Origin of the sequence: Corynebacterium auriscanis (assembly GCF_030408435.1) — a bacterium.
GTDB classification, from domain to species: Bacteria; Actinomycetota; Actinomycetes; order Mycobacteriales; family Mycobacteriaceae; genus Corynebacterium; species Corynebacterium auriscanis.
In genome coordinates this window covers 973,387-993,516 of the sequence record NZ_CP047046.1, presented here as the reverse complement: position 1 = coordinate 993,516, position 20,130 = coordinate 973,387, and the positions used below count along the sequence as shown (strand labels likewise).

The following is a 20,130-nucleotide window of genomic DNA, read 5'->3' as shown; positions in this document are numbered from 1 at the left end:
GGGACATGTCCGCGACTTACCGCCTTCAACTTCGTGGCCCCGGGAACTCTCCTGCCGAGGCCTTTACTTTTGCCGACGCCACCGCGTGCGTCCCCTACCTCGCCCGATTAGGGGTGACTCACCTGTACCTGTCACCGATCATGACAGCCCCCGTGGAATCGACCCACGGCTATGACGTCACGGATCCCACGCAGATCAACCCGGAGCTCGGTGGGATAGAGGGCTTCCGCGAACTGGCTGAGACAGCCCACGGCGCGGGCCTGAAGGTGCTGATCGACATCGTGCCGAACCACGTTGGGGTGGATACACCACGGTTGAACCCGTGGTGGTGGGATGTACTGGCGCGTGGAAAGAATTCCGAGTTTGCCAACTACTTCGATATCGATTTCTCCGCCGATAATGGCGCCGACGGTCGAATTGGTCTGCCCGTATTGGGAAGCGCGCAAGATGTGGCAGCACTGCAGGTGGAAGGTGATGAGCTGGTTTATTATGACCACCGGTTCCCCATCGCTGAGGGCACGAACTACGGCACGCCGCAGGACATCCACGATCGACAACACTACAAGCTGATGTTCTGGCGCGATGGCATCATCAGCTACCGTCGCTTTTTCAGTATCAATGGCCTAGCCGGAATCCGACAGGAAGATCCAGTGGTCTTCGAGCACTGGCACCGCATTCTCAATCAGTTGCTGGCTGCCGACTTGGTGGACGGTGTGCGCGTGGATCACCCTGATGGTTTGGCCAATCCGTTCCAGTATTTAAAGAAGCTGCGCAAGCTCATCGGGAAAGACCGCTGGTTGTTGGTGGAGAAAATCCTGGGCGTTGATGAGCCCTTGGATCCGCGCCTGACGGTCGATGGCACCACGGGCTATGATGCGTTGCGGGAATTCGATGGCGTGTTCGTCCACCGCCCCTCCGAAGCCATCTTGGGTGACCTTGCCGAGCAGCACACGGGCACCAGGTGGAATGCCGAAGATTTTGCCGCTGCCGAAAACCAGCTGAAAAAAGTCGCGGCAACAGACGAGTTGGGAGCGGAAATCCGGCGCTTGGCGGCGGCTGTGCGCACCGACAACTGGTCCACCGCGGGTGAGAGCGTATCGGATGAGGAACTGCAGGAAGTCCTCGTAGAGTTGATCGCCGCGATGCCGGTATACCGCGCGGATTACGAATCCTTATCGCGGGTCACCAGCACAGTTATCGCGGAAAAAATGATGCAGCGCCCTGAATGGCAAGATGCCCTGGATCTGGTTGCTACCGCCCTGATTTCCCGCTCCGAGGCAAACACGCGCTTCGCGCAGGTGTGTGGCGCTGTGATGGCCAAGGGTGTGGAGGATACTGCGTTTTATCGCGGTTCGCGCCTGGTTAGCTTGCAGGAAGTAGGCGGCGCGCCGGGTCGTTTCGGAGTGTCGCCCGCGGAGTTCCATTTGTTGCAGGCCGAACGTGCACGGTTGTGGCCACAGGCGATGACCACGCTGACCACGCACGATACAAAACGTGGTGAGGACGTGCGAAGCCGGATTAGTAGCTTGACCGAATTCCCCGAGGAATTCGCAGCGCTGGTGAAAAAAATCCCTTATACAGACGGTGTGACCTGCCACTTCCTCTTGCAGAACATGATCGGTGTGTGGCCTGCCACCGGGGAGGTTACGGACCAGCTGCGTTCCCGGTTACACGATTACGCCATGAAGGCTATGCGGGAAGCTGGTGTGCACACCACGTGGTACGACGTGAACGAGGAATTCGAGGATTCCATTCATGCGTGGATCGACGACGTATGCGACAACTATGCGGATGAACTAGGAGAATTCGCGGAGCTGATCGACGAAGCCTCCATCACCATCGCCAACAGCAAAAAAGTGCTCCAGTTGCTGGCCCCCGGCATTCCGGATATTTACCAAGGTACCGAGATCCTCACCGATCACCTGGTGGATCCCGATAACCGTCGCCCCGTGGACTTCCGTGCATTGGAAGACGCGCTGGAGCGCGTGGGCCGCGGGGATATTCGCTCCCGTGATGATGAACGGATGCACCTGGTGACGACCGCACTACGTGTGCGCAAACAGTTCCAAGTGGATCACGCCAAGTATCTGCCCGTGATGGCCGCGGGCCAGTATGAGCGCCATTTATTGGGCATGCTCCGCGGTGAAGACGTCATGGTACTGGTGACTCGTCGCCCACGCACGCTGCCGGATTGGGCGGATACCACCGTCACCCTGCCGGAGGGTATGTGGGAGGAGCAACTTGGCGGCGGAATGTTTGAAGGTACGGTGAAGCTATCAACGTTATTTAAAACCCGCCCGCAGGCGATCCTCACGCGCGCGGGTAGTTAACGCGCGGGGAGGTTTCATTGTTCACCGTGATGTTTCCCGGGCAGAAAGGTTAACCACTTGTCACAGCGCAACGACGATTCAACCCTCGCTGCCTACGACTCATGGCGGTTAAATAACCCCTATGCCGCCAACAAGTTGCGGGAAAAGGTTATTGACGCCCTCGATGATGCCGGCTTGGCCTTTGACCAGGTAGCCGTTCGAGTGAAAGACCGGGATAGCTTCGCAGCCAAGCTTCGCAACTCCGCATATCCCGAATACGTGGATTTGGATAGTGCATACGACATTCTCGGCGTACGCGTGATTGCCTATCACTCTTCGGAGATCCCCCAGCTCAAGCAAGCTCTCGGTGAAGTTTTCACCATTGAGCAAGAAGTGGATAAGGCCGCGGAAACGGCGCGTGCAGGCCGGTTTGGTTATGCCTCGCAGCACTTGATCGCCCGCGATGGGAACAGCCTGGTGGAGATTCAGCTGCGCACGGTGCTGCAGCACGCGTGGGCAGAGTTCGAACACGACATTCGCTACAAGAACCACGTCAACGATCCGGAAGTCGACCGAGCGTTCACGCTGGCGGCGGGATTAATCGAATTAGCGGATGAGCAATTCGACAAGATTGCCGAATTCATGGAAAGTGGCGTGCAAACGGATACCAAGGGCGAAGAGGACAAGATCACCGCTGATACCTTGCCTCGCGAGCTCACCCTCATAGCCGGAGATAAGTACCCCACCAGTCGCGTGGAGTACTACAACTACGCGGTGGACATGCTGCACGCCCACGGAATTACCACCTATAAACAGCTACGCGCGTTGATGCGCAACTTGGACAAGCTACAGGCGGCGATGAATTACCCGTACCGTCCGGGACAAGTGCGCCTCATCGACGATATGTTGCTGTACACCTTTGGTCGGGATCACATTCGCAAGACTGTACACATTGGAGAAAACGCGGGTTCGCGCCCAGGGCGGCTGGGTAGTCGCTGGCAGAAGCTGGATCAGAAAACACTACCGGGTAATTCCATTGGCGCCCAAGACAAGAAACCACAGAATTAGCCCGGTTGTTAAGGGATTTACCGGATCCCGTGGGCGGAGAAGTTACAGCATCCCCCGCTTAAAGCGCTCCAACTGACGTCGCTCGCGTTTAGTTGGCCGCCCCGCACCCCGATCGCGGCGCGGCATCATGGGCGTAACCTGCTCCGGTGTGTGGTCCTCATAGGCCTCACGAGCGACATCCGCCCCCACCCTTTTGGCCGATAGTGTGCGTACTCTCACGATCCGCTCCCGGTGGTTCACCCACACGCGCACATCATCGCCCACCTCTACCGCCTGGGCGGGCTTCACCGCTTCACCATTAATCTTTACGTGCCCAGCGCGACACGCTTGTGCTGCCTGCGAGCGGGTCTTAAATAAACGCACTGACCACACCCAAGCATCGATGCGCACCTTCTTGGGCGCTTCCGTATCGGCAGTCAACGGCAACGGTTTACCACTGATCCTTGTGGTTCACGATCTCGCGAACCTTGTACATGTTGTACAGCACAAACAGCAGACCAAGCAGGGGAATGACGAACGTCAGCAGCGGAGTTTTCACAAGGAAAATACCCGCTAAAGTACTGGCGACAACCACACCACCGGCAATCTGAATGCTGCGGGTTCGCTGCCGGACCTCTGCCTTGCGCTGGGAAACGATATCACCGTTGTTTTGATTATTGAGCATGGGGCGATTCTACCCACACCGAACCGAGGTGTTCGACCTCGACTTGGCCACCAGTGAGCGCCGCTACCCTGCTGGCCAACCCGTCTCCGTCATCCGAAGCCACGGACATGGTGACCTCGGTCCCATACTCCACGTCTTTCACGTCAAACCCCGCAGCGCGGATATCGGCTTCCACTCGGCCGGCATCCGCGTGGCCGAGTTGGAATCGGAAGAGCTGACGCTGGCGGCGTCGAACCAAAGAAAGCTCCCCGAGAGCCCGCCGAGTGCCGTCCTGATACGCACGAACAAGCCCGCCGGTGCCCAGCAGCACACCACCGAAGTAGCGCACCACAACCACCGTGATGTCCTCGATACCGCGCAAGACCTCGAGCATCGGCTTGCCCGCGGTACCCGAGGGTTCGCCATCATCGCTGGAACGCTCTACCGGCTGAGCGCCCTCCTGGTGAATGATGTACGCGCTGCAATGATGGCGGGCGTCGGGGTATTGCGAGCGTATATGCGCAATGAAATCGCGGGCGGCCTCTTCCGTCGGTGTGCGGGCGGCCAAACCGATGAATTGGGAGCGTTTGATTTCGATCTCGGCCTGCGCAGCCACGTCACCCGAGTGCGCAGCAGGGCAAAGGTAGTCTTCGGTATTGGTCGGCATGGAATCATTATCGCAGTTAGGGTTGGGGTTATGGACGAAGCCATGATTGCAGGCGTGCACGATACCCCAGCAAACAAGAACACCTACTGCGTATGGGCTCCCCGCGCAGGTGAAATGCAGCTGGTGGTCAACGGGGAAAAACACCCCATGACCCGTGACGGGGAATGGTTCACCAGCGACGTTGCGCCACAGGTGGGTGATCACTACGGATTCAGTATCGACGGTGGGGATCCCATTGGTGATCCATGCTCGCGCCGCCAGCCCGACGGTATTCACGGGTTGTCGGAGCATTGGGAGATCGATCAGCCACGCTCCCCGATCAACACCAAACTGGCCGGGCAGGTACTATACGAACTCCACGTGGGCACGTTCACACCCGATGGCACATTGGATTCTGCGATTGAGAAGCTGGATTACCTGGCCGAGTTGGGCGTTACTGCCGTGGAGTTGATGCCCGTGCAGCCGTTTGGTGGCGCACGGAACTGGGGTTACGACGGGGTTTACTGGCACGCCGTCTCGGAGGTTTACGGTGGGCCGGACGCACTGGTTCGGTTTGTCGACGCCGCGCACGACCGTGGCCTCGCCGTCATCTTGGATGTCGTATACAACCACTTTGGACCGGACGGGGCATACGGGAACCTGTTTGGACCATACACCGCGGGTGGTTCGACCGGATGGGGCGAAGTCGTGAACCTGCAGGGTCACGGATCCGATGGTGTACGTAAATACATCTTGGAAGCTGTGCGCCAATGGACACAGGATTTCGGTATCGACGGATTGCGGTTGGACGCAGTGCATGCGTTTGATGACACGGGAGCTTACAGCATCACCGAACAGATCCGTGATGCCGCGGCGCCGAGTTTTGTTATTGCAGAAACCGATCAAAACGATCCGAAGTACACCCAGCAGTTCGGTATTGCCCAGTGGGATGACGATATTCACCATGCTATCCACGCAGCGGTATCTGGAGAGACCCATGGCTACTACGCAGATTTCGGCAGCGCGGAAGTGGTGGCGGAAACCCTGAAGAACGGGTTCTGGCACGACGGCAAGTACTCCACGTTCCGCGGACGCACGCATGGCCGGGCTCTTCACTTTGGGGATGGGGAAACCACCGAGCATGAAAGCAATACTCATGAAAGCAATACTGAGGTCGTGCAGCGCCACCAGCTGGTGACCTACACCACCACTCACGACCAAACCGGTAATCGTGCCCGAGGCGATCGGCCTAGCATGAACCTCACCGGACCACAGCAGGTTCTCAAGGCCGCTCTCGTGTTGATCAGCCCATACACCCCCATGCTGTTCATGGGTGAAGAATGGGGCGCCTCCACGCCTTTCGCGTTCTTCGTCAACCATGAAAACCTGGAACTCAACGATGCTACCCGCGCCGGGCGGCTCCGCGAGTTTGCACGTATGGGCTGGGCCCCCGAGGAGGTGCCGGATCCCGCGGCGGTGGAGACTTTCGAGGCGTCGAAACTGAAGTGGGAAGAACGGCTCGACGGCGACCATGCCCGCATCGCCGAGGCTTACCGCGACCTGATTGCCATGCGCGCGCAGCTGGGGATCGTCGATGCCGAGGTGGTCGAGGCCGCTCACGGCGAAGGCTGGGTGCGCATGGGGTATGCAACCGAGGCTTATGTGGTCACAGTATCGGCCAATTTATCCGACGCCACGCGCCTGCCCACCGACGGTCCAGAATTAGGACCATGGGAGGTGCGCATCGACGTGGATGCACGCGATGCTGAAGGCGAGAACTATGGGGGCGATGAGGAAGCCGGAAGAGATGAAGGCGAAGGGGAAGCCGCACGCTAAGCGGCTCCTCGTCCTCACCTCCCCCGAACCTGCGGGATCATGCGGCGCGGAACGTAGCACACCCCTGCACACACCCCCGCGCTCCCCAAGCTGTCATCACCGAGGGTCTAGGCGAAGATTCCCTCCCACGTGGTGGCCTTGAGATCGCCCATGAGGGCGGGGCATTTGTTTACGCGCATTTCGGGGCCCAGCAGGAACTGAACTTCCTGTTCCCCATCGATGAGCGTGAGGTACACGTCCGAATCACCCTTGTTCTGTCGCAGCACACGCTTGAGGCGTGCCATGTTGTCAGGAGTTGCCTGGTGCACGCGGATACTCAAGCGCAGGGGCACGCCGCTGCCCGCGCCGACAGACAGCTCCGCGGATTTGAGATCCTCGCAGAACAGGCTCATGCGGTCATCCTTGTAAGAGATTCGTGCCTTAGCTAGGACAATGTTGTCCTCCACGATCTGCGGGGCAACCATTTGGTAGGTCTTGGCAAACACCAATAGTTCCGCCTGCGCACCGTGCTGATCTTCCAGCGTGCAAATCACCCACGGGTTACCGTTGCGGTCAACACGTCGCTCCACCGAGGAAATAATGCCGCCGATCTTGACCTCCCGGTTGTGCGGCAACTCACCGGAGATCACCGCGGTCATGGGGGTATCAACCTGAGCATCTAGAGCATCCTCGAAGCCATCCAGCGGGTGGCCCGAAACGTACAGGCCCAGCATGTCGCGTTCCATCGCCAGCTCGTGTTTGCGCTCCCAGTTCTGATCGGGCACGTCCACACGGAAGACATCCCCCACGGTTTCGTCATCCCCAAAGCCCGCGAACAGGTCGAACTGCCCCTTCGCCGCGGCCTTCTTCGTAGAGATCACCGCATCCACCGCATCCTCGTGCACCAGCACCAAGCCCTTGCGGGGATGGCCGAGGGAATCGAAGGCACCGGCCTTAATGAGGGACTCGGTCACGCGCTTAGAAGCCGCTGCGATCTCAATCTTGTCCAAATAGTCGGAGAAGTCCTTGAATGCGCCTTTATCCTCGCGGGAACGGATGATGGATTCCACTACTTCTTCGCCCACATTACGCACCGCGCCCAGACCAAAGCGGATGTCCGCACCCACCGACTGGAAGGTGTACGCGGATTCGTTGACATCCGGTGATAGCACCCGAATCCCCAGGTGACGGCAATCCGCTAGGTAGATCGCGGATTTGTCTTTCTTGTCCGCCACCGAAGTCAACAGCGCGGCCATGTATTCCGGCGCGTAATTAGCCTTCAAGTAGGCGGTCCAGAAACTCACCAACCCGTAACCAGCGGCGTGGGACTTGTTGAACGCGTAACCCGCGAACGGCAGGATCGTATCCCACAAGGTTTTGATGGCGGCATCGGAAAAGCCATTGTCTTTCATTCCGGATTCGAAGTTCACGAACTCCTTTTCCAGCACCTCAGGCTTCTTTTTACCCATGGCCTTGCGGAATCCATCTGCTTGACCGGCGGTGTAGTTCGCGACTTTCTGGGAGATCTTCATGATCTGCTCCTGGTACACGATCAGACCGTAAGTCTCTTCGAGGATTTCCTTAAGCGGTTCTTCCAGCTCCGGGTGAATCGGCACAATGGGTTTACGACCGTTTTTTCGATCGGCGTATTCCCAGTGTGCACCGACGCCCATCGGGCCTGGACGGTACAGCGCCAGTGCGGCCACGATGTCATTAAACCCGGTGGGCTTCATCCGCTTGAGCAGTTCCTGCATGCCGCCGGAATCCAGCTGGAACACGCCGAGGGTTTCGCCACGGGCCAGAAGTTCGTATGTCGGGTCGTCTTCCGTGGATAGGTTTTCCAAATCCAGATCGAAATCCCGGTTGGACTTGATGTTGTCCAAGGCATCGCCAATGACCGTGAGGTTGCGCAGACCCAGGAAGTCCATCTTCAGCAAGCCAATGGCCTCGCACGCTGGATACGGCCAACCGGTGATCAGTGCACCGTCCTGCTTGCGCTTCCACATGGGGATGCAGTCCAGCAGGGGCACGCTGGACATAATCACTGCACAGGCGTGCACGCCCGCTTGGCGGACCACGCCTTCCAAACCGCGGGCGTCTTGATAGATCTTGTTGACGTCCGGGTCGGTTTCGATGAGGCTTCGTACCTCAGCAGCCTCGTTATACCGCTCGTGCTCTGGATCCATGATGCCAGACAGCGGAATATCCTTGGCCATAATTGCCGGTGGCAGAGTTTTCGTAATGCGGTCAGCCATCTGGAAACCGGCTTGCCCATAGTGCGCGCGAGCGGAATCCTTAATCGCCTGTTTGGTCTTCACCGTTCCGAACGTGATCACCTGCGCGATCTTGTCCTCACCCCAGCGTTCCGAGGCATAGCGAATCATCTCGCCACGGCGACGATCGTCGAAGTCGATATCGATATCCGGTGCCGATGGGCGCTCCGGGTTCAAGAAGCGCTCGAACAACAGGCCGTGTTCCATCGGGTCGATATTGGTAATCGTCAAGGCATATGCCACTAGGGAACCCGCAGCAGAACCACGGCCAGGTCCCACGCGAATGCCCACACTGCGGGCGTACTTGATGAGCTCCGCCACAATAAGGAAGTACGAAGGGTAGCCCTTCATATCGATAACTTCGATTTCGTACTTCGCGCGGTCAATGTAATCGGTAGGCACCGGCTTGCCTGGAAAGCGTTCTTCCAAGCCCTTCATCACCTCGTGCGTCAGCCAGGTGGTGGGAGTTTCACCCTCTGGCACATCTGCAATCGGCATGCGATCGAAGGGGTGTTCGTCCCAGACCTCACTGTAATCCTGCACGCGCTCAGCAACCCACAAGGTGTTGTCGCAGCCCTTAGGCACTTCTTTGTCCCATTGCGCGCGCAGATCCTCCGCGGTCCGCAGGTAGTACCCGGAACCCGAGAAGGCAAAGCGCTTACCGCCTTCATCGAGGGTGGGTTCGTCTAGGGTGGAGCCCGTCTGCACGCACAACATCACTTCGTGGGCCGCGGCCTGGGATTCCAACACGTAGTGGCAGTCATTGGTCACCAGTGGCGGCAGCTCCAAGCGGCGCCCGATCTCCAACAGATCGTCGCGCACGCGGCGCTCAATCTCCAGGCCGTGATCCATGAGCTCTAGGAAGAAATTGTCCTTCCCATAAATGTCCTGCCACATCGCGGCTGCTTCTAGGGCCTTATCGAACTGCCCCAGGCGCAGGCGGGTTTGCACGTCACCGGAGGGGCATCCGGTGGTGGCGATGATGCCCTCGGCGTGCTCGGCGATCAGCTCGGCATCCATGCGGGGCCACTTACCCAGTTGGCCCTCGTAAGAGGCCATGGAGCTCAAGTAGAAGAGGTTTCGCAAACCCGTGGCGTTCTCCGCAATCATCGTCTGGTGCAGGTACGCACCCGAAGCCGAAACATCATCGGACTTTTGTTCGGGGCTACCCCACCGCACACGGCTTTGGTTGAAGCGGGATTCCGGTGCGATGTAGGCCTCAATGCCAATGATGGGCTTGATGTCTGCGGCTGTCATAGCGCGGTAAAACGCATCGGCGCCGAACATGTTTCCGTGGTCTGTCATACCGACAGCGGGCATACCCTGACGTTTCGCTTCCGCCGCCAGCATGTCCACTTTCGCCATTCCGTCGAGCATGGAGTACTCGGTGTGATTGTGCAGATGTACGAAAGAAGAACCGCTCATGGTAGGCCATACTAGCGCGTTCGTTTTCAATTTCCCCATCGCCCCATTTCGGCTCGTAAAGGGATATACCCTTAAAGTCATGAGAGCAGACGTACGTGCCGCAGTTACCCACTTGGACGCCCCTTTTTCAGTCCTCGATCTGGATGCGGCCATTGAAAATGCCCAATCCATGACTCGGCGTGCAGAAGGCACCCCTATCCGCCTGGCCAGCAAGTCCATCCGTATCCGCGAACTGATCCGGCGCGTGTTGGAGCTCCCGGGATACCAGGGAATCTTAGCGTTCAATCTGGACGAGGCCATGTGGCTGGTGGAAAGCGGTACGTGCGACGACGTGCTGGTGGCCTACCCCAGCGCCAACCGGGAATCCCTCCACCGTCTGCTCTGCGACGTGCACTTTCGCGATTGCATCACCTTGATGGTTGATTCCGTGGAGCACCTCAACTTCATCGATGCCGTAGTCCCACCCCAAGAGCGTGGCTCGGTGCGGGTGTGTATTGATCTCGACGCCTCGCTGGAAGTCGGCCCCGTCCATATCGGTGCCCTACGCTCCCCGATCCGATCTGCCGATCACCTGCGTTCCTTCGTACGCAGCATCTTGGCCCGCCAAGGTTTCGACATCGTGGGTGTGATGGCATACGAAGGCCAGATCGCTGGAACCACCGATACTTCCCCGGCCGTAGCGGTCATGAAGTCCGTGTCGGTCAAGGAGCTAGCCAAGCGCCGCGAGGTTCTGATCCGCATCGTCCAAGAGGAACTGCGTGCCACCGGCCGCCCCGCGCTGGAATTCGTCAATGGCGGAGGAACGGGTTCAATCGAAACCACCCGTTCCGAAGAAGTCATAACGGAAATCGGCGCGGGTTCGGGCGTGGTCGGCCCCGCGTTGTTCGATAACTACAAGACGTTTACTCCCACCCCGGCCGAGTGGTTCGTAGTGCCCGTCGTGCGCCGGCCCGGCCCGAACACCGTCACGGTCGCGGGTGGGGGGCGCGTGGCGTCGGGACCAACAGGCAAAGACCGTCTGCCGGTAGTTGATTGGCCGCGCGACCTGAAGATGGCAGCGCTGGAGGGGCCTGGCGAAGTACAAACTCCGCTGACGGGGCCTGCGGCACGCAACCTACAATTGGGGTCCCACGTGTGGATGCGCCACGCCAAAGGTGGCGAGCAGTGCGAGTGGACGGATCAAGTACTCGTGGTCTCCAATGGGGAAATTATCGATACGTGGCTGACGTACCGTGGCGAGGGCAAGAGCTTCGTCTAAACTGTGACAATTCACAGGTGCCGAATGCGTGGTGGGCGGTGCCGTCACGGGCGCATAGGCCCGCTCAGTCAGCGCTACCCTGTGACAATCCGCGAGCAATCCGCTGGTGCCGAATGCGTGGTGGGCGGTGCCGAATCATATCCACGATGAAGATGATGACCGCCACCCAAATGATGCAAAAGCCCACCCATCGGGCCGCGGGAATGGCTTCCTGATTGACGAATACCGCCCACAGCATCTGCATCACCGGGGTGATGTATTGGATCATGCCTAAACTAGTCAAACTCAATACCTGAGCAGCTTTGGAGAAAAGCAGCAGCGGCACCGCCGTCACCACTCCGGCAGTCATTAACAGCGCCGCGTGCCCTGGGCCGTGTTGCACGAATGTGTTCTGCCCCTGGGACTGCAAGTAAACGATGTACCCCAAACCAACCGGAGCCAACACTAGGGTTTCCGCGGTCAGGGACTGGATTGGGCTGAGTTTCACCTGCTTCTTGACTAGACCATACAACCCAAAGCTCAACGCCAACCCCAGGGCGATAATCGGAGGCTGGCCCAGAGCCACAGTCAGAATAATCACCGCCACCGAGGCGATAGCCACACTCACAAGCTGCATCGGCCGCAGCGATTCCCGCAGCACAACCACGGCCAACATGACCGTGACCAGCGGATTGATGAAGTACCCCAGTGCTGCATCGGCCACATGATTGGTATTCACGGCGTAGATGTACAAGCCCCAGTTCAGTGAGATCAACACTGCCGCCAACGTGACCTTCAGCCACTGGTCCCGCGAAATGTGCCGCATGGATTTCATCGCACCCACGGCCACCACCACGATCGACATGAACACCAGCGTCCAGATAAACCGGTGCGCCAAGATCTCCACCGGCGCCGCGGGTTTCAACAGCGGGAAAAACGCCGGGAACACACCCCACAGCAGGTACGCTCCAAATCCCCACACCATCGTTGCTTCTCCCTTTTCCCACCGCAGGCCCCTGCCCGCGTTGTTTAGTTCACTGTTTGTTCGGTGCGCCCTATTTTTCGTCCCGACGCCCGTAGCTGCACCCGATCGCGTTTCACCGCAGGGCACCATCTTCCAAGCTCCGGGGCTGGCGGCTTGTCCTCAGCGCCCGTAGCTGCACCCGATCGCGTTTCACCGTAGGGCACCATCTTCCTAGCTCCGGGGCTGGAGCCTTCTCCTCAGCGCCCGTAGCTGCACCCGATCGCGTTTCACCGCAGGGCACCATCTTCCAAGCTCCGGGGCTGCAGCCTTCTCCTCGGCTCTAGCACCACGCCCACCTACGTTCTACCGTACGGCTACTGATCTAGTGCCTGCGTACGCACCCCGATCTTGCCGTAGACAGCGTCCACTGGCGCCGGCTCCACGGAGAACACTCGTTGGGATAACGCCCGCAGCGTGTCGGGTTTGCCGTAGACCAGCATCGCATCGAAAACCACCCGCTTGGCGACGCGGAGGTTCTCACCGGCTAAGTCCAAGGCGACGTTGGCGAAAACATCTGCCCTCGTGTGTCCAATGGCGGGTTCCCCCACCGCCTCGGCCAACAACCCAGAGCCGGCGGCATACACAGTGCTCACGCGCAAGCGCTGATGGGAGGTTTCAACATCCGAGAGCAGCTTGGCCATGGAATCGGACGTCCACGGTTTATCTGCCAAGACCAAGGCCCAGCGGGGTTCGTCGCCCTGTGCTTCAGCCAGCCTTTGTTGGGCTTGGTGTTTGTACTGCATCCGGGACGTATCAAAAGGCCCTAGTCGGTCCCCGTTGGCAATCGGCGCGGTGGAATCCTCCGTTGCACCCAAGGCCAACAAGGTCAGCAACAACGCGATGGTGCACACCCCCGAAAGCCACGCTACCCACGCGGGTTTACGCGTGTCCTCCCAATCCAACTGCCTGCGACGGCGCTTATTCACCACAATGGCTTGCGACCGGCGCCAGTGATAGGCATCCTGGCTGCCGGGTTTATGCGTCATTGGCATCTCGCAATCGATCCAAAGCAGTTGCTAGGTCCTGCGGATACGGAGACTGGATGGTCATCCACTGCCCCGACGGGTGTGGGAAACCAAGTTCAACCGCGTGCAACCACTGGCGGATCAACCCAAGCCTTTCGGCCAACTTGGGATCCGATCCGTACATTGGATCCCCCACCAAGGGATGATGCAACGAGGAAAAGTGCACACGAATTTGGTGCGTGCGCCCTGTCTCCAGCTTGATTTTCAGCAAGCTGGCCTGGCGATGCGCCTCTAGCGTGTCGTAGTGTGTGATCGCGTGCTTGCCATCATCACGAACGGCAAAGCGCCACCCCGCGCTGGGGTGCCTAGCGATGGGAGCATCAATCGTGCCCGTGGTGGGATCCGGGTGCCCTTGTACTAGCGCGTGATAGGTCTTATCCACTTCACGATCGCGGAATGCCCGTTTCAGAAGGGAGTATCCCCGTTCACTAGCTGCCACGACCATGGCCCCGGAGGTTCCCACATCCAAACGCTGCACGATGCCTTTGCGCTCCGGCGGTCCGGAAGTAGAAATTCGGAACCCCGCTGCGGCCAACCCCGCAGTGACCGTGGGCCCCTCCCAACCCAAGGTGGGGTGAGCCGCAACACCCACGGGCTTGTCGACCACAATCACATCGTCGTCGGCATACAAAATGTCCATGCCCTCCACCAACTGTGGTGGCTCGTTGGCCAAATCCCGGGGAGGCTCCGGCAAGTTGATATCCAACCATGCACCGGGCACCAAACGATCCGATTTGCCAACAGACACTCCGTCCATGAGTACGTCATTGTCTGCGGCAAGCTGCGCTACCACCGTACGGGATAGGCCCAAAAGCTTGCTGAGCCCCGCATCCACCCGCATCCCCGCCAAGCCGTCGGGAACGGGCAGGACACGGTTTTCGCGTTGAACACTGGCTGATTGGGTCGCAGGTTGCTGATCAAATCGGCTCATGCGCGCACCCCCTGGCGACGTGGTTCCACGAACAGGGTGTAGATGAGATAAAGCACCACCCCCACCGTGATGGCGGAGTCCGCCACGTTGAAAATGGCAAAGCTTCCAAAGCTGAAGAAGTCCACCACATGCCCGTGCAATCCCGCTGGGTGGCGGAAGATGCGGTCAATGAGATTGCCAGCTGCACCACCACCGATGAGCCCGATGGGTAAGATCGTCCACCAGCTCCTCGCACGGAAAGCCAAAAACAGGCATAGCGCGACTGCAGCTATTTGAATGAACGAGAACACGATGGTGGCGTCGGTACCAAAAGAAAAAGCCGCACCTGGATTCCTGACCAAGTAAAAGCGGAACCACTCACCGAGGATTGGGTAAGCCGTGCGGGGCGCAAGATTTTCCACGACTGCCCATTTACTCAACTGATCGATCGCGATAATGGCGAGCATGAGGCTCACGGCGAGAAGCGAGGCTCGTTTGGAAGTCACGTTCTAAGAGTCTAGCCCCCGCCTGTTAGGCTGTGAACTTGTGGGTAAAACAACTCTGTCTGGCACAAGGAAAGCAACAGCGTTTCTCGCTGCAGTTCTGACCTTGGGGGGCGCGGGCTTAGTGGCCTGCTCGTCCGGGGAAAAGCCAGTAGCCATGCGACCAGCTCAAGCCACTGTTCCGGGCGTGACGGTGAAACTCCTCGGAGAGGGTGCCGCGCCACGTACTCCCCTCGTGTGGTTCAGTGATCCAGGCGATCAAGAAGTCAACATTAAAACGACCGAAGGAATGTCCCAGACCACGACAGGTGGCAAGAAAAACCAGCGCCAAGATGCGGCCAGCCAGGCAGCCGGGAACAGCGATGCCACTGACGAACAAGGGGACTTGAGCTACGAGGAAGTCACCATGAACCTGCCGGTCAAGGCCTCCTCCAGCACCGATGGCAACAAACACAAGGTGACTGTCACCGTGGGCAAACCTACGGGCACGAATGCCGACCGCAATGAGGATATTTCCACCGCCGAGGGTTTTGAGATTAGCTCCACTAGCACCGCAGATGGTCGCGTTTCCAGCCGCACTTTATCCGCTCCGGAAACAGCGACGGATTCGGCCCGGGCAAGTATCGAACATGCACTGACCCAGGTCACCGATATGCCCATCGTATTCCCGGAACAGGCCATCGGTGAAGGTGCGACATGGAGCGTGTCCAGCCGAATCGACGGAGTGATCTCGATGCGCCAGACGGTGACGTACACACTGGTTGAGCGCAAGGGACAAGCCGTGCGCTTGCGGGTGGCAGTTGACCGCGCGCCAGCCGTAAAAAACCTCGCACAGACCGATTTGAACGTATTGGATTCCACCACCCAGGCATCCGGTCAGCTCAATCTGGATCTGACCAAGCCTTTGCCGGTGAGAGGACGGGTAGAAATCAAGCAAACCCTCACCTTCGGCAAACAGGGCTCGAAGGTGAGAGTTAATCAGGAGACGGTGCAGCGCACCGAGTGGGATAGCTAGCGGGGATACGCTGGCCGGTGAGCCCTTATCGCGCTGGCTTAGCCCTGCTTGCACATTGGTGGAACCTGATCCGGCAGAACGTTTTCTACCAAGGTACAAGCCCACTTTTGATCCAACTTCCACTTGCCACCCTCATTAACGAACTCCACACCGGTGATGTTGTTGGGCTGCTGTTGAGGCAAGGTCAGGGAAACGGTGGCAGAGACATTACCTGGGGTCAGTGATGGGAGCACTGGGTCGACGACCTTGAGCTGCGCCTTGGACTGCTGCTTGGATTTCGTCAGTGCAGTGAAAAGCTGTGGGGCCTTTTCGCCACCAACGACCGTGTCGGTCTTCTGCTCCGGTGGCAGGTTCGGATCCACCGCACGGTTGAGGGTATTGGTCAGCTCAGCAGCCGTAGGCGTGTCCTTCTTGGGAGCAGAAGAGCTGGAGGCAGCGGTGGAGCTGGAAGTAGAGTCCGTCGATTCCTTGTCTCCACCGCACGCGGTCATGGTCAGCGTAGTGGCCAGGGTGATGGCTACGGCCATTGTCTTTTTCATCATGAGTGCGTGGATTCTCCTTAAATCGGGTTAGTCGTTTGGAGGGACACCGATCCCTGCAATCTTTAACACCGCAATGTTACACATGGGACTATTGTGACTACCAGTTCGCCGCAGCCTAAAGCCACTCCACGGTAGGGATAAACCGCCTCCACGGTACATTGGGGCCATGACTGTTCCACCCCGCATTCACGTTCTCGGCACCGGCGGCACCATCAGCTGCCTGCACAATGACAATGGCGACTTAATCCCCAGTCTGCAATGCTCAGACCTGATCAGCCGCGCTGGTTTCGCCACGGGTGCGGGGCAGCCACAGATCACCGGCGAGGACATCATGACAGTGGACTCTTCCGATATCTCCCTGGCAGACATGGATTTCATCATCGATCGAGTTCGCGCGGCGGTGCTTGCGGGCGATTCGGAAGCCGATGAGGTGACCCCAGCCGATGCTGTCATCGTCCTCCACGGCACGGACACGATGGAGGAAACTGCGTTCGCCGTTGCCCGTCTGTGCGCGGATTTATCCTGCCCCATTGTCTTCACCGGCGCGCAGCGCCCCGCTGATGACGGGAATCCGGATGGCCCGCTGAATCTCCGCGCTGCGGTAGCAACTGCGACGAAACTACTGAATGTCGACAGCGAACAATCCCTGGTGCGAATCGCGTTCGGCGGTCAAGTGTTGCCCGCGATAGGCACCACCAAATGGCACACCACGGAAGATGCGGCTTTCCGCCTAGCGGAAGGTGTGGACGAATTCGCCGTGGCGGCGTCGGTACAAAAAGATTATGTATCGCGTTTGGCCGGTTTACACATACCAATTATTGACGCCTACGCGGGGGCCGACGGAGTTCTCATCGAGCAGCTCGCCGCGACTGACATCGACGGCTTGGTGGTTTCCGCCATGGGGTCAGGAAATGTGCCGGCTGCGATGGCGAAGGCACTGGAGGCGCTGGACGTGCCAGTGCTGATCAGTACTCGAGTGCCGGAAGGGGGTGTCCACTTTGTCTACGGCAGCGCAGGTGGCGGGGCGGATCTGGCGCGGCATGGTATTCGTTCAGCGGGGAACCTGCGCCCGTCGCAGGCGCGGATGTGGTTGCTGACGGAACTCGCAGCACAACGGAGGTGATTGAGACAGCGAAGCTGACTTACACCGCAGAGCTGAATGCGGCCAGCGAAGCGGAGTTGAATGTGGCCCATCCGGACTAATCCTCTCCCCCGTCGTCGCCCTCCACCTGCGATAATTCCCAGTCCAGCGATTCCAAGGGATCGCACACCCGGAGTTCATCTGTGGTCACTGGAAAATTCTTCACGCGCCCAGGTCGATCCGTTGCCCGCGTTTCGAATCGCACCGTCAACACGTGCTCGCCCACTCCCTGGACCCACCCATGGCCGAACTCCTCGTGATGCACGTCTTGGGTGGGGCGCCAACGCCGAGCCGCGATTTTCTCCGCGGATGCCTCGTCAACCGGGGTCGCCAGCTCCCCTCCTGTCCCGCTCACCCCACCTGTGCGACCAATATCGCTGCTGATGCGTACTACGTCGGCCCCTGTCAATCCGCTGGCTTTGTCCGTATCCAGTTCGGGAAACAGCAGCTGCTGGCGATCGTCGGCCAACCCAGACAACCCCAATCCCACCAGACGCACCGCGCCCAGATCCTCCGGCCGTGGCAGGATCCTACGGGCGACACTCAGAATCACATCCACATCCTCCGTCGGCGCGGCGAGCGTGGCTGACCGCGTGTGGATCTGAAAATCAGCCGTGCGAATCTTCACCGTGATTGTCTTGGCCGCCCGGCCGTCTTTGAGCAAACGCGCATGTGCGTGCCGCACGCTCCTATCCAAATGTGGCAGCACCTCGCGCGTGGTCCGCACATCCGCCGCCAGAGTTTGTTCCGCACTCACCTGCTTAGCTCGCGCTCGCGGGGCCACCGGGCGCAAATCCTGCCCAGCCGCCATCCGCTGCAGTTCCAGTCCGGTATTTCCCAGCAAGGTGCGCACATCCGTGCGATCCATCCGCACAAACTGGCCGATGGTCTCCACTCCCACCTCATGCAGCCGCCCTTGCGCGACCCGGCCAATCCCCCACACTTCCGCCACCGAACGCTCGTGGAACACATCGGCGCGCCGGCCCGGATCTACCACAAAGATGCCGTGCGGTTTTGCCAGATCACTGGCCATTTTCGCATCCAACTTGGTGGCCGCCATGCCAATGGAACACGGCAGTCCCGTTTCGTCTTCTACCGCCTTTTGTAATTCCGACGCCCAGCTGCGCGCCGCCTCAACCCCCTCTGCACCCTCGCGGCCGACTAGCTCGGAGGGCTCCGCGAACCCTTCATCGATCGAGATTTGTTCCACGACGCCCGCGAAGCTCGAGATGATTCTAAAAATCCTCCGCGAGGCGGCTTGGTACACTTCGCGCCGCGGGTTAACCACGACCGCGCGGTGGTGGCACATGCGAATCGCCTGGTGCATCGGCATCGCCGAGCGCGCCCCGAAGGTGCGGGCCTCGTAGGACGCACCGGCAACGACTCCCCTGCCCGATGTGCCTCCGACCAGCACGGGCCGGCCACGCAATGCCGGACGGGTGAGCTGTTCTACGGATGCGTAGAACGCGTCCATATCGATGTGCGCAACCCACCGCCCGCGAAGTCCGTCCTGATTCACGCGGATTCCTCGGAGGTTTCAGCGGTGCAGTCGCCGTAGGAGGATCCGCTCGCCGCATCATCGTCCACGGGCGACTCCACCGCCGCTGCCGTTTCGCCACTCGCTGGCTTACGCAAAGCCACGGCTGCCACCACTAAGACGATGCCACCAATTTCGACGCCACTGAGCCTTTGGCCCAACGCGACCGCGCCCAACACTGCTGCTGTCAATGGCAGTAGCGCCAACAGGACCGCAAAATACGCCTGTCCCGCCACGCGCAGTATCACTTGGTCCAGGCTGTACGGAATGACCGCACTCAGTACGCCGAGCCCCGCGGCCAATCCGAGAATGATAATGGGGTCGAGGTCGGGACTGGGTGGCGTCGGACCAAAAGGTCCCCCAGGCCACAGCACCAAAGCAAGAGGGGCCATCACAAGTGCGGAGAGAAAAAAGCCAATGGCAAGTGAATTGGGCGAACCCGATACGTGATGACCAACCACGATATAACCCGCCCACAGAGCAGCCGCGCCAAGCGCAAACAGCACTCCGGCGGCCTCCGTAGACCACTGCGCACCCGAGAGCACCAAAACCCCCAGAGCCGCCAAGATCAAGGACAACCAATCGCGCACGCTGGAGCTACCACAAGCCGCCACCACGATGGGGCCCAAGAATTCAATGGCGACGGCGGTTCCCAACGGCAAGCGAGCGATAGCCTCGTAGAAGGTCATATTCATGGCGATGGTAACGAGACCAAATGCGAGCGCGAGAACCCCCGATCGTCCCAAAAATTCCGCCACGGGTGGGCGGCGCAGAATTATCAGGATGACTCCGGCTGATGCTAGGCGCAGCCAGGCAACAACCGCCGGGGGTAGAACCTCAAAGAGACCCACCGCCACGGCCGCCCCCGCGTAGAGGGATAACCCCGATAACACCATGAGAGCGGGAGGCAGCACAGGCGCCAGCGCGAAACGACCAAAGCCCCGCGCAGGACCATGTGGAGCGAACATGCTCACTTCAGGTTCCACCACCCTTCAGGGAGAACTGCCACCGCTTCTT

General features: G+C 59.5%; 17 protein-coding genes. 6 read left to right on the top strand and 11 right to left on the bottom strand.

Translation table 11 applies throughout. The features are described 5' to 3' along the window. Positions 1-5 precede the first annotated feature (5 nt). Together treY and CAURIC_RS04115 are read left to right on the top strand one after the other, a co-directional pair. Complete coding sequence (gene treY / locus CAURIC_RS04120; RefSeq protein WP_290183373.1) at positions 6-2,330, top strand: malto-oligosyltrehalose synthase; 2,325 nt, start codon at positions 6-8, stop codon at positions 2,328-2,330. 57 nt (positions 2,331-2,387) lie between these two features. Further along, positions 2,388-3,377, top strand: a complete 990-nt coding sequence (locus tag CAURIC_RS04115; RefSeq protein ID WP_035113388.1) for a GTP pyrophosphokinase — start codon at positions 2,388-2,390, stop codon at positions 3,375-3,377. Positions 3,378-3,419: 42 nt separating this feature from the next. Here CAURIC_RS04115 and CAURIC_RS04110 read toward each other — a convergent pair whose 3' ends face one another. The 3 genes from CAURIC_RS04110 to CAURIC_RS04100 are packed head-to-tail and all read right to left on the bottom strand — an operon-like array spanning position 3,420 to position 4,687. Beyond that, positions 3,420-3,797 (bottom strand): RNA-binding S4 domain-containing protein, encoded by a 378-nt coding sequence (locus CAURIC_RS04110; protein ID WP_035113495.1) that lies wholly within the window; start codon positions 3,795-3,797, stop codon positions 3,420-3,422. A gap of 10 nt (positions 3,798-3,807) precedes the next feature. Beyond that, positions 3,808-4,041 (bottom strand): hypothetical protein, encoded by a 234-nt coding sequence (locus tag CAURIC_RS04105; protein WP_035113389.1) that lies wholly within the window; start codon positions 4,039-4,041, stop codon positions 3,808-3,810. Next, on the bottom strand, positions 4,031-4,687 hold the full coding sequence (locus CAURIC_RS04100) for an IMPACT family protein (RefSeq protein WP_035113390.1): 657 nt from the start codon (positions 4,685-4,687) through the stop codon (positions 4,031-4,033). The genes CAURIC_RS04105 and CAURIC_RS04100 overlap by 11 nt, the downstream gene beginning before the upstream one ends. Positions 4,688-4,717: 30 nt before the next feature. Here CAURIC_RS04100 and treZ point away from each other — a divergent pair, with 30 nt between their 5' ends. Then, on the top strand, positions 4,718-6,502 hold the full coding sequence (gene treZ, locus CAURIC_RS04095) for a malto-oligosyltrehalose trehalohydrolase (protein ID WP_235700679.1): 1,785 nt from the start codon (positions 4,718-4,720) through the stop codon (positions 6,500-6,502). 107 nt (positions 6,503-6,609) lie between these two features. Here the strand turns inward: treZ and dnaE are convergent, their stop codons facing one another. After that, positions 6,610-10,179 (bottom strand): DNA polymerase III subunit alpha, encoded by a 3,570-nt coding sequence (gene dnaE, locus CAURIC_RS04090; protein ID WP_035113391.1) that lies wholly within the window; start codon positions 10,177-10,179, stop codon positions 6,610-6,612. Positions 10,180-10,258: 79 nt separating this feature from the next. Between dnaE and CAURIC_RS04085 the strand changes: the two genes are divergently transcribed. Continuing rightward, on the top strand, positions 10,259-11,437 hold the full coding sequence (locus CAURIC_RS04085; RefSeq protein ID WP_035113392.1) for an amino acid deaminase/aldolase: 1,179 nt from the start codon (positions 10,259-10,261) through the stop codon (positions 11,435-11,437). 64 nt (positions 11,438-11,501) lie between these two features. On the opposite strand, the gene rarD is transcribed toward CAURIC_RS04085, so the two are convergent. The 4 genes from rarD to lspA all read right to left on the bottom strand — a co-directional run bounded on the left by rarD (position 11,502) and on the right by lspA (position 14,881). Beyond that, the gene (gene rarD / locus CAURIC_RS04080) at positions 11,502-12,401 is read right to left on the bottom strand and encodes an EamA family transporter RarD (protein ID WP_035113393.1); all 900 of its coding nucleotides are present in this window, start codon (positions 12,399-12,401) and stop codon (positions 11,502-11,504) included. Between the two features lie 353 nt (positions 12,402-12,754). Continuing rightward, complete coding sequence (locus CAURIC_RS04075; protein WP_290183372.1) at positions 12,755-13,426, bottom strand: hypothetical protein; 672 nt, start codon at positions 13,424-13,426, stop codon at positions 12,755-12,757. After that, on the bottom strand, positions 13,416-14,396 hold the full coding sequence (locus CAURIC_RS04070) for an RluA family pseudouridine synthase (RefSeq protein ID WP_282938054.1): 981 nt from the start codon (positions 14,394-14,396) through the stop codon (positions 13,416-13,418). Before CAURIC_RS04070 ends, CAURIC_RS04075 begins: the two co-directional genes overlap by 11 nt. After that, positions 14,393-14,881: a signal peptidase II gene (lspA, locus tag CAURIC_RS04065; RefSeq protein WP_290183371.1), complete on the bottom strand. Its 489-nt coding sequence runs from the start codon at positions 14,879-14,881 to the stop codon at positions 14,393-14,395. Before lspA ends, CAURIC_RS04070 begins: the two co-directional genes overlap by 4 nt. A gap of 40 nt (positions 14,882-14,921) precedes the next feature. Between lspA and CAURIC_RS04060 the strand changes: the two genes are divergently transcribed. Next, positions 14,922-15,893 carry a hypothetical protein gene (locus CAURIC_RS04060; RefSeq protein ID WP_235700680.1) on the top strand — a complete coding sequence of 324 codons (972 nt, stop codon included), beginning with the start codon at positions 14,922-14,924 and terminating at the stop codon, positions 15,891-15,893. 38 nt (positions 15,894-15,931) lie between these two features. Here CAURIC_RS04060 and CAURIC_RS04055 read toward each other — a convergent pair whose 3' ends face one another. Continuing rightward, complete coding sequence (locus tag CAURIC_RS04055; RefSeq protein WP_052094875.1) at positions 15,932-16,435, bottom strand: WKL family lipoprotein; 504 nt, start codon at positions 16,433-16,435, stop codon at positions 15,932-15,934. A gap of 166 nt (positions 16,436-16,601) precedes the next feature. Here CAURIC_RS04055 and CAURIC_RS04050 point away from each other — a divergent pair, with 166 nt between their 5' ends. Continuing rightward, on the top strand, positions 16,602-17,558 hold the full coding sequence (locus CAURIC_RS04050; RefSeq protein WP_035113395.1) for an asparaginase: 957 nt from the start codon (positions 16,602-16,604) through the stop codon (positions 17,556-17,558). 76 nt (positions 17,559-17,634) lie between these two features. Here CAURIC_RS04050 and CAURIC_RS04045 read toward each other — a convergent pair whose 3' ends face one another. Both CAURIC_RS04045 and CAURIC_RS04040 read right to left on the bottom strand, forming a co-directional pair. Further along, positions 17,635-19,095, bottom strand: a complete 1,461-nt coding sequence (locus CAURIC_RS04045) for a DNA polymerase IV (protein WP_290183370.1) — start codon at positions 19,093-19,095, stop codon at positions 17,635-17,637. Beyond that, positions 19,092-20,081, bottom strand: coding sequence for an EamA family transporter (locus CAURIC_RS04040; RefSeq protein WP_084588097.1), 990 nt, complete (start codon positions 20,079-20,081; stop codon positions 19,092-19,094). Before CAURIC_RS04040 ends, CAURIC_RS04045 begins: the two co-directional genes overlap by 4 nt. Positions 20,082-20,130: the final 49 nt, after the last annotated feature.

Bases quoted from the DNA above. Each gene is read 5' to 3' on its own strand.
- treY (WP_290183373.1), top strand. From the start codon at position 6: ATGTCCGCGACTTACCGCCTTCAACTTCGTGGCCCCGGGAACTCTCCT.
- CAURIC_RS04105 (WP_035113389.1), bottom strand. From the start codon at position 4,041: ATGCTCAATAATCAAAACAACGGTGATATCGTTTCCCAGCGCAAGGCA.
- CAURIC_RS04100 (WP_035113390.1), bottom strand. From the start codon at position 4,687: ATGCCGACCAATACCGAAGACTACCTTTGCCCTGCTGCGCACTCGGGT.
- treZ (WP_235700679.1), top strand. From the start codon at position 4,718: ATGGACGAAGCCATGATTGCAGGCGTGCACGATACCCCAGCAAACAAG.
- dnaE (WP_035113391.1), bottom strand. From the start codon at position 10,179: ATGAGCGGTTCTTCTTTCGTACATCTGCACAATCACACCGAGTACTCC.
- CAURIC_RS04085 (WP_035113392.1), top strand. From the start codon at position 10,259: ATGAGAGCAGACGTACGTGCCGCAGTTACCCACTTGGACGCCCCTTTT.
- rarD (WP_035113393.1), bottom strand. From the start codon at position 12,401: ATGGTGTGGGGATTTGGAGCGTACCTGCTGTGGGGTGTGTTCCCGGCG.
- CAURIC_RS04075 (WP_290183372.1), bottom strand. From the start codon at position 13,426: ATGACGCATAAACCCGGCAGCCAGGATGCCTATCACTGGCGCCGGTCG.
- CAURIC_RS04070 (WP_282938054.1), bottom strand. From the start codon at position 14,396: ATGAGCCGATTTGATCAGCAACCTGCGACCCAATCAGCCAGTGTTCAA.
- CAURIC_RS04055 (WP_052094875.1), bottom strand. From the start codon at position 16,435: ATGATGAAAAAGACAATGGCCGTAGCCATCACCCTGGCCACTACGCTG.
- CAURIC_RS04050 (WP_035113395.1), top strand. From the start codon at position 16,602: ATGACTGTTCCACCCCGCATTCACGTTCTCGGCACCGGCGGCACCATC.
- CAURIC_RS04040 (WP_084588097.1), bottom strand. From the start codon at position 20,081: ATGTTCGCTCCACATGGTCCTGCGCGGGGCTTTGGTCGTTTCGCGCTG.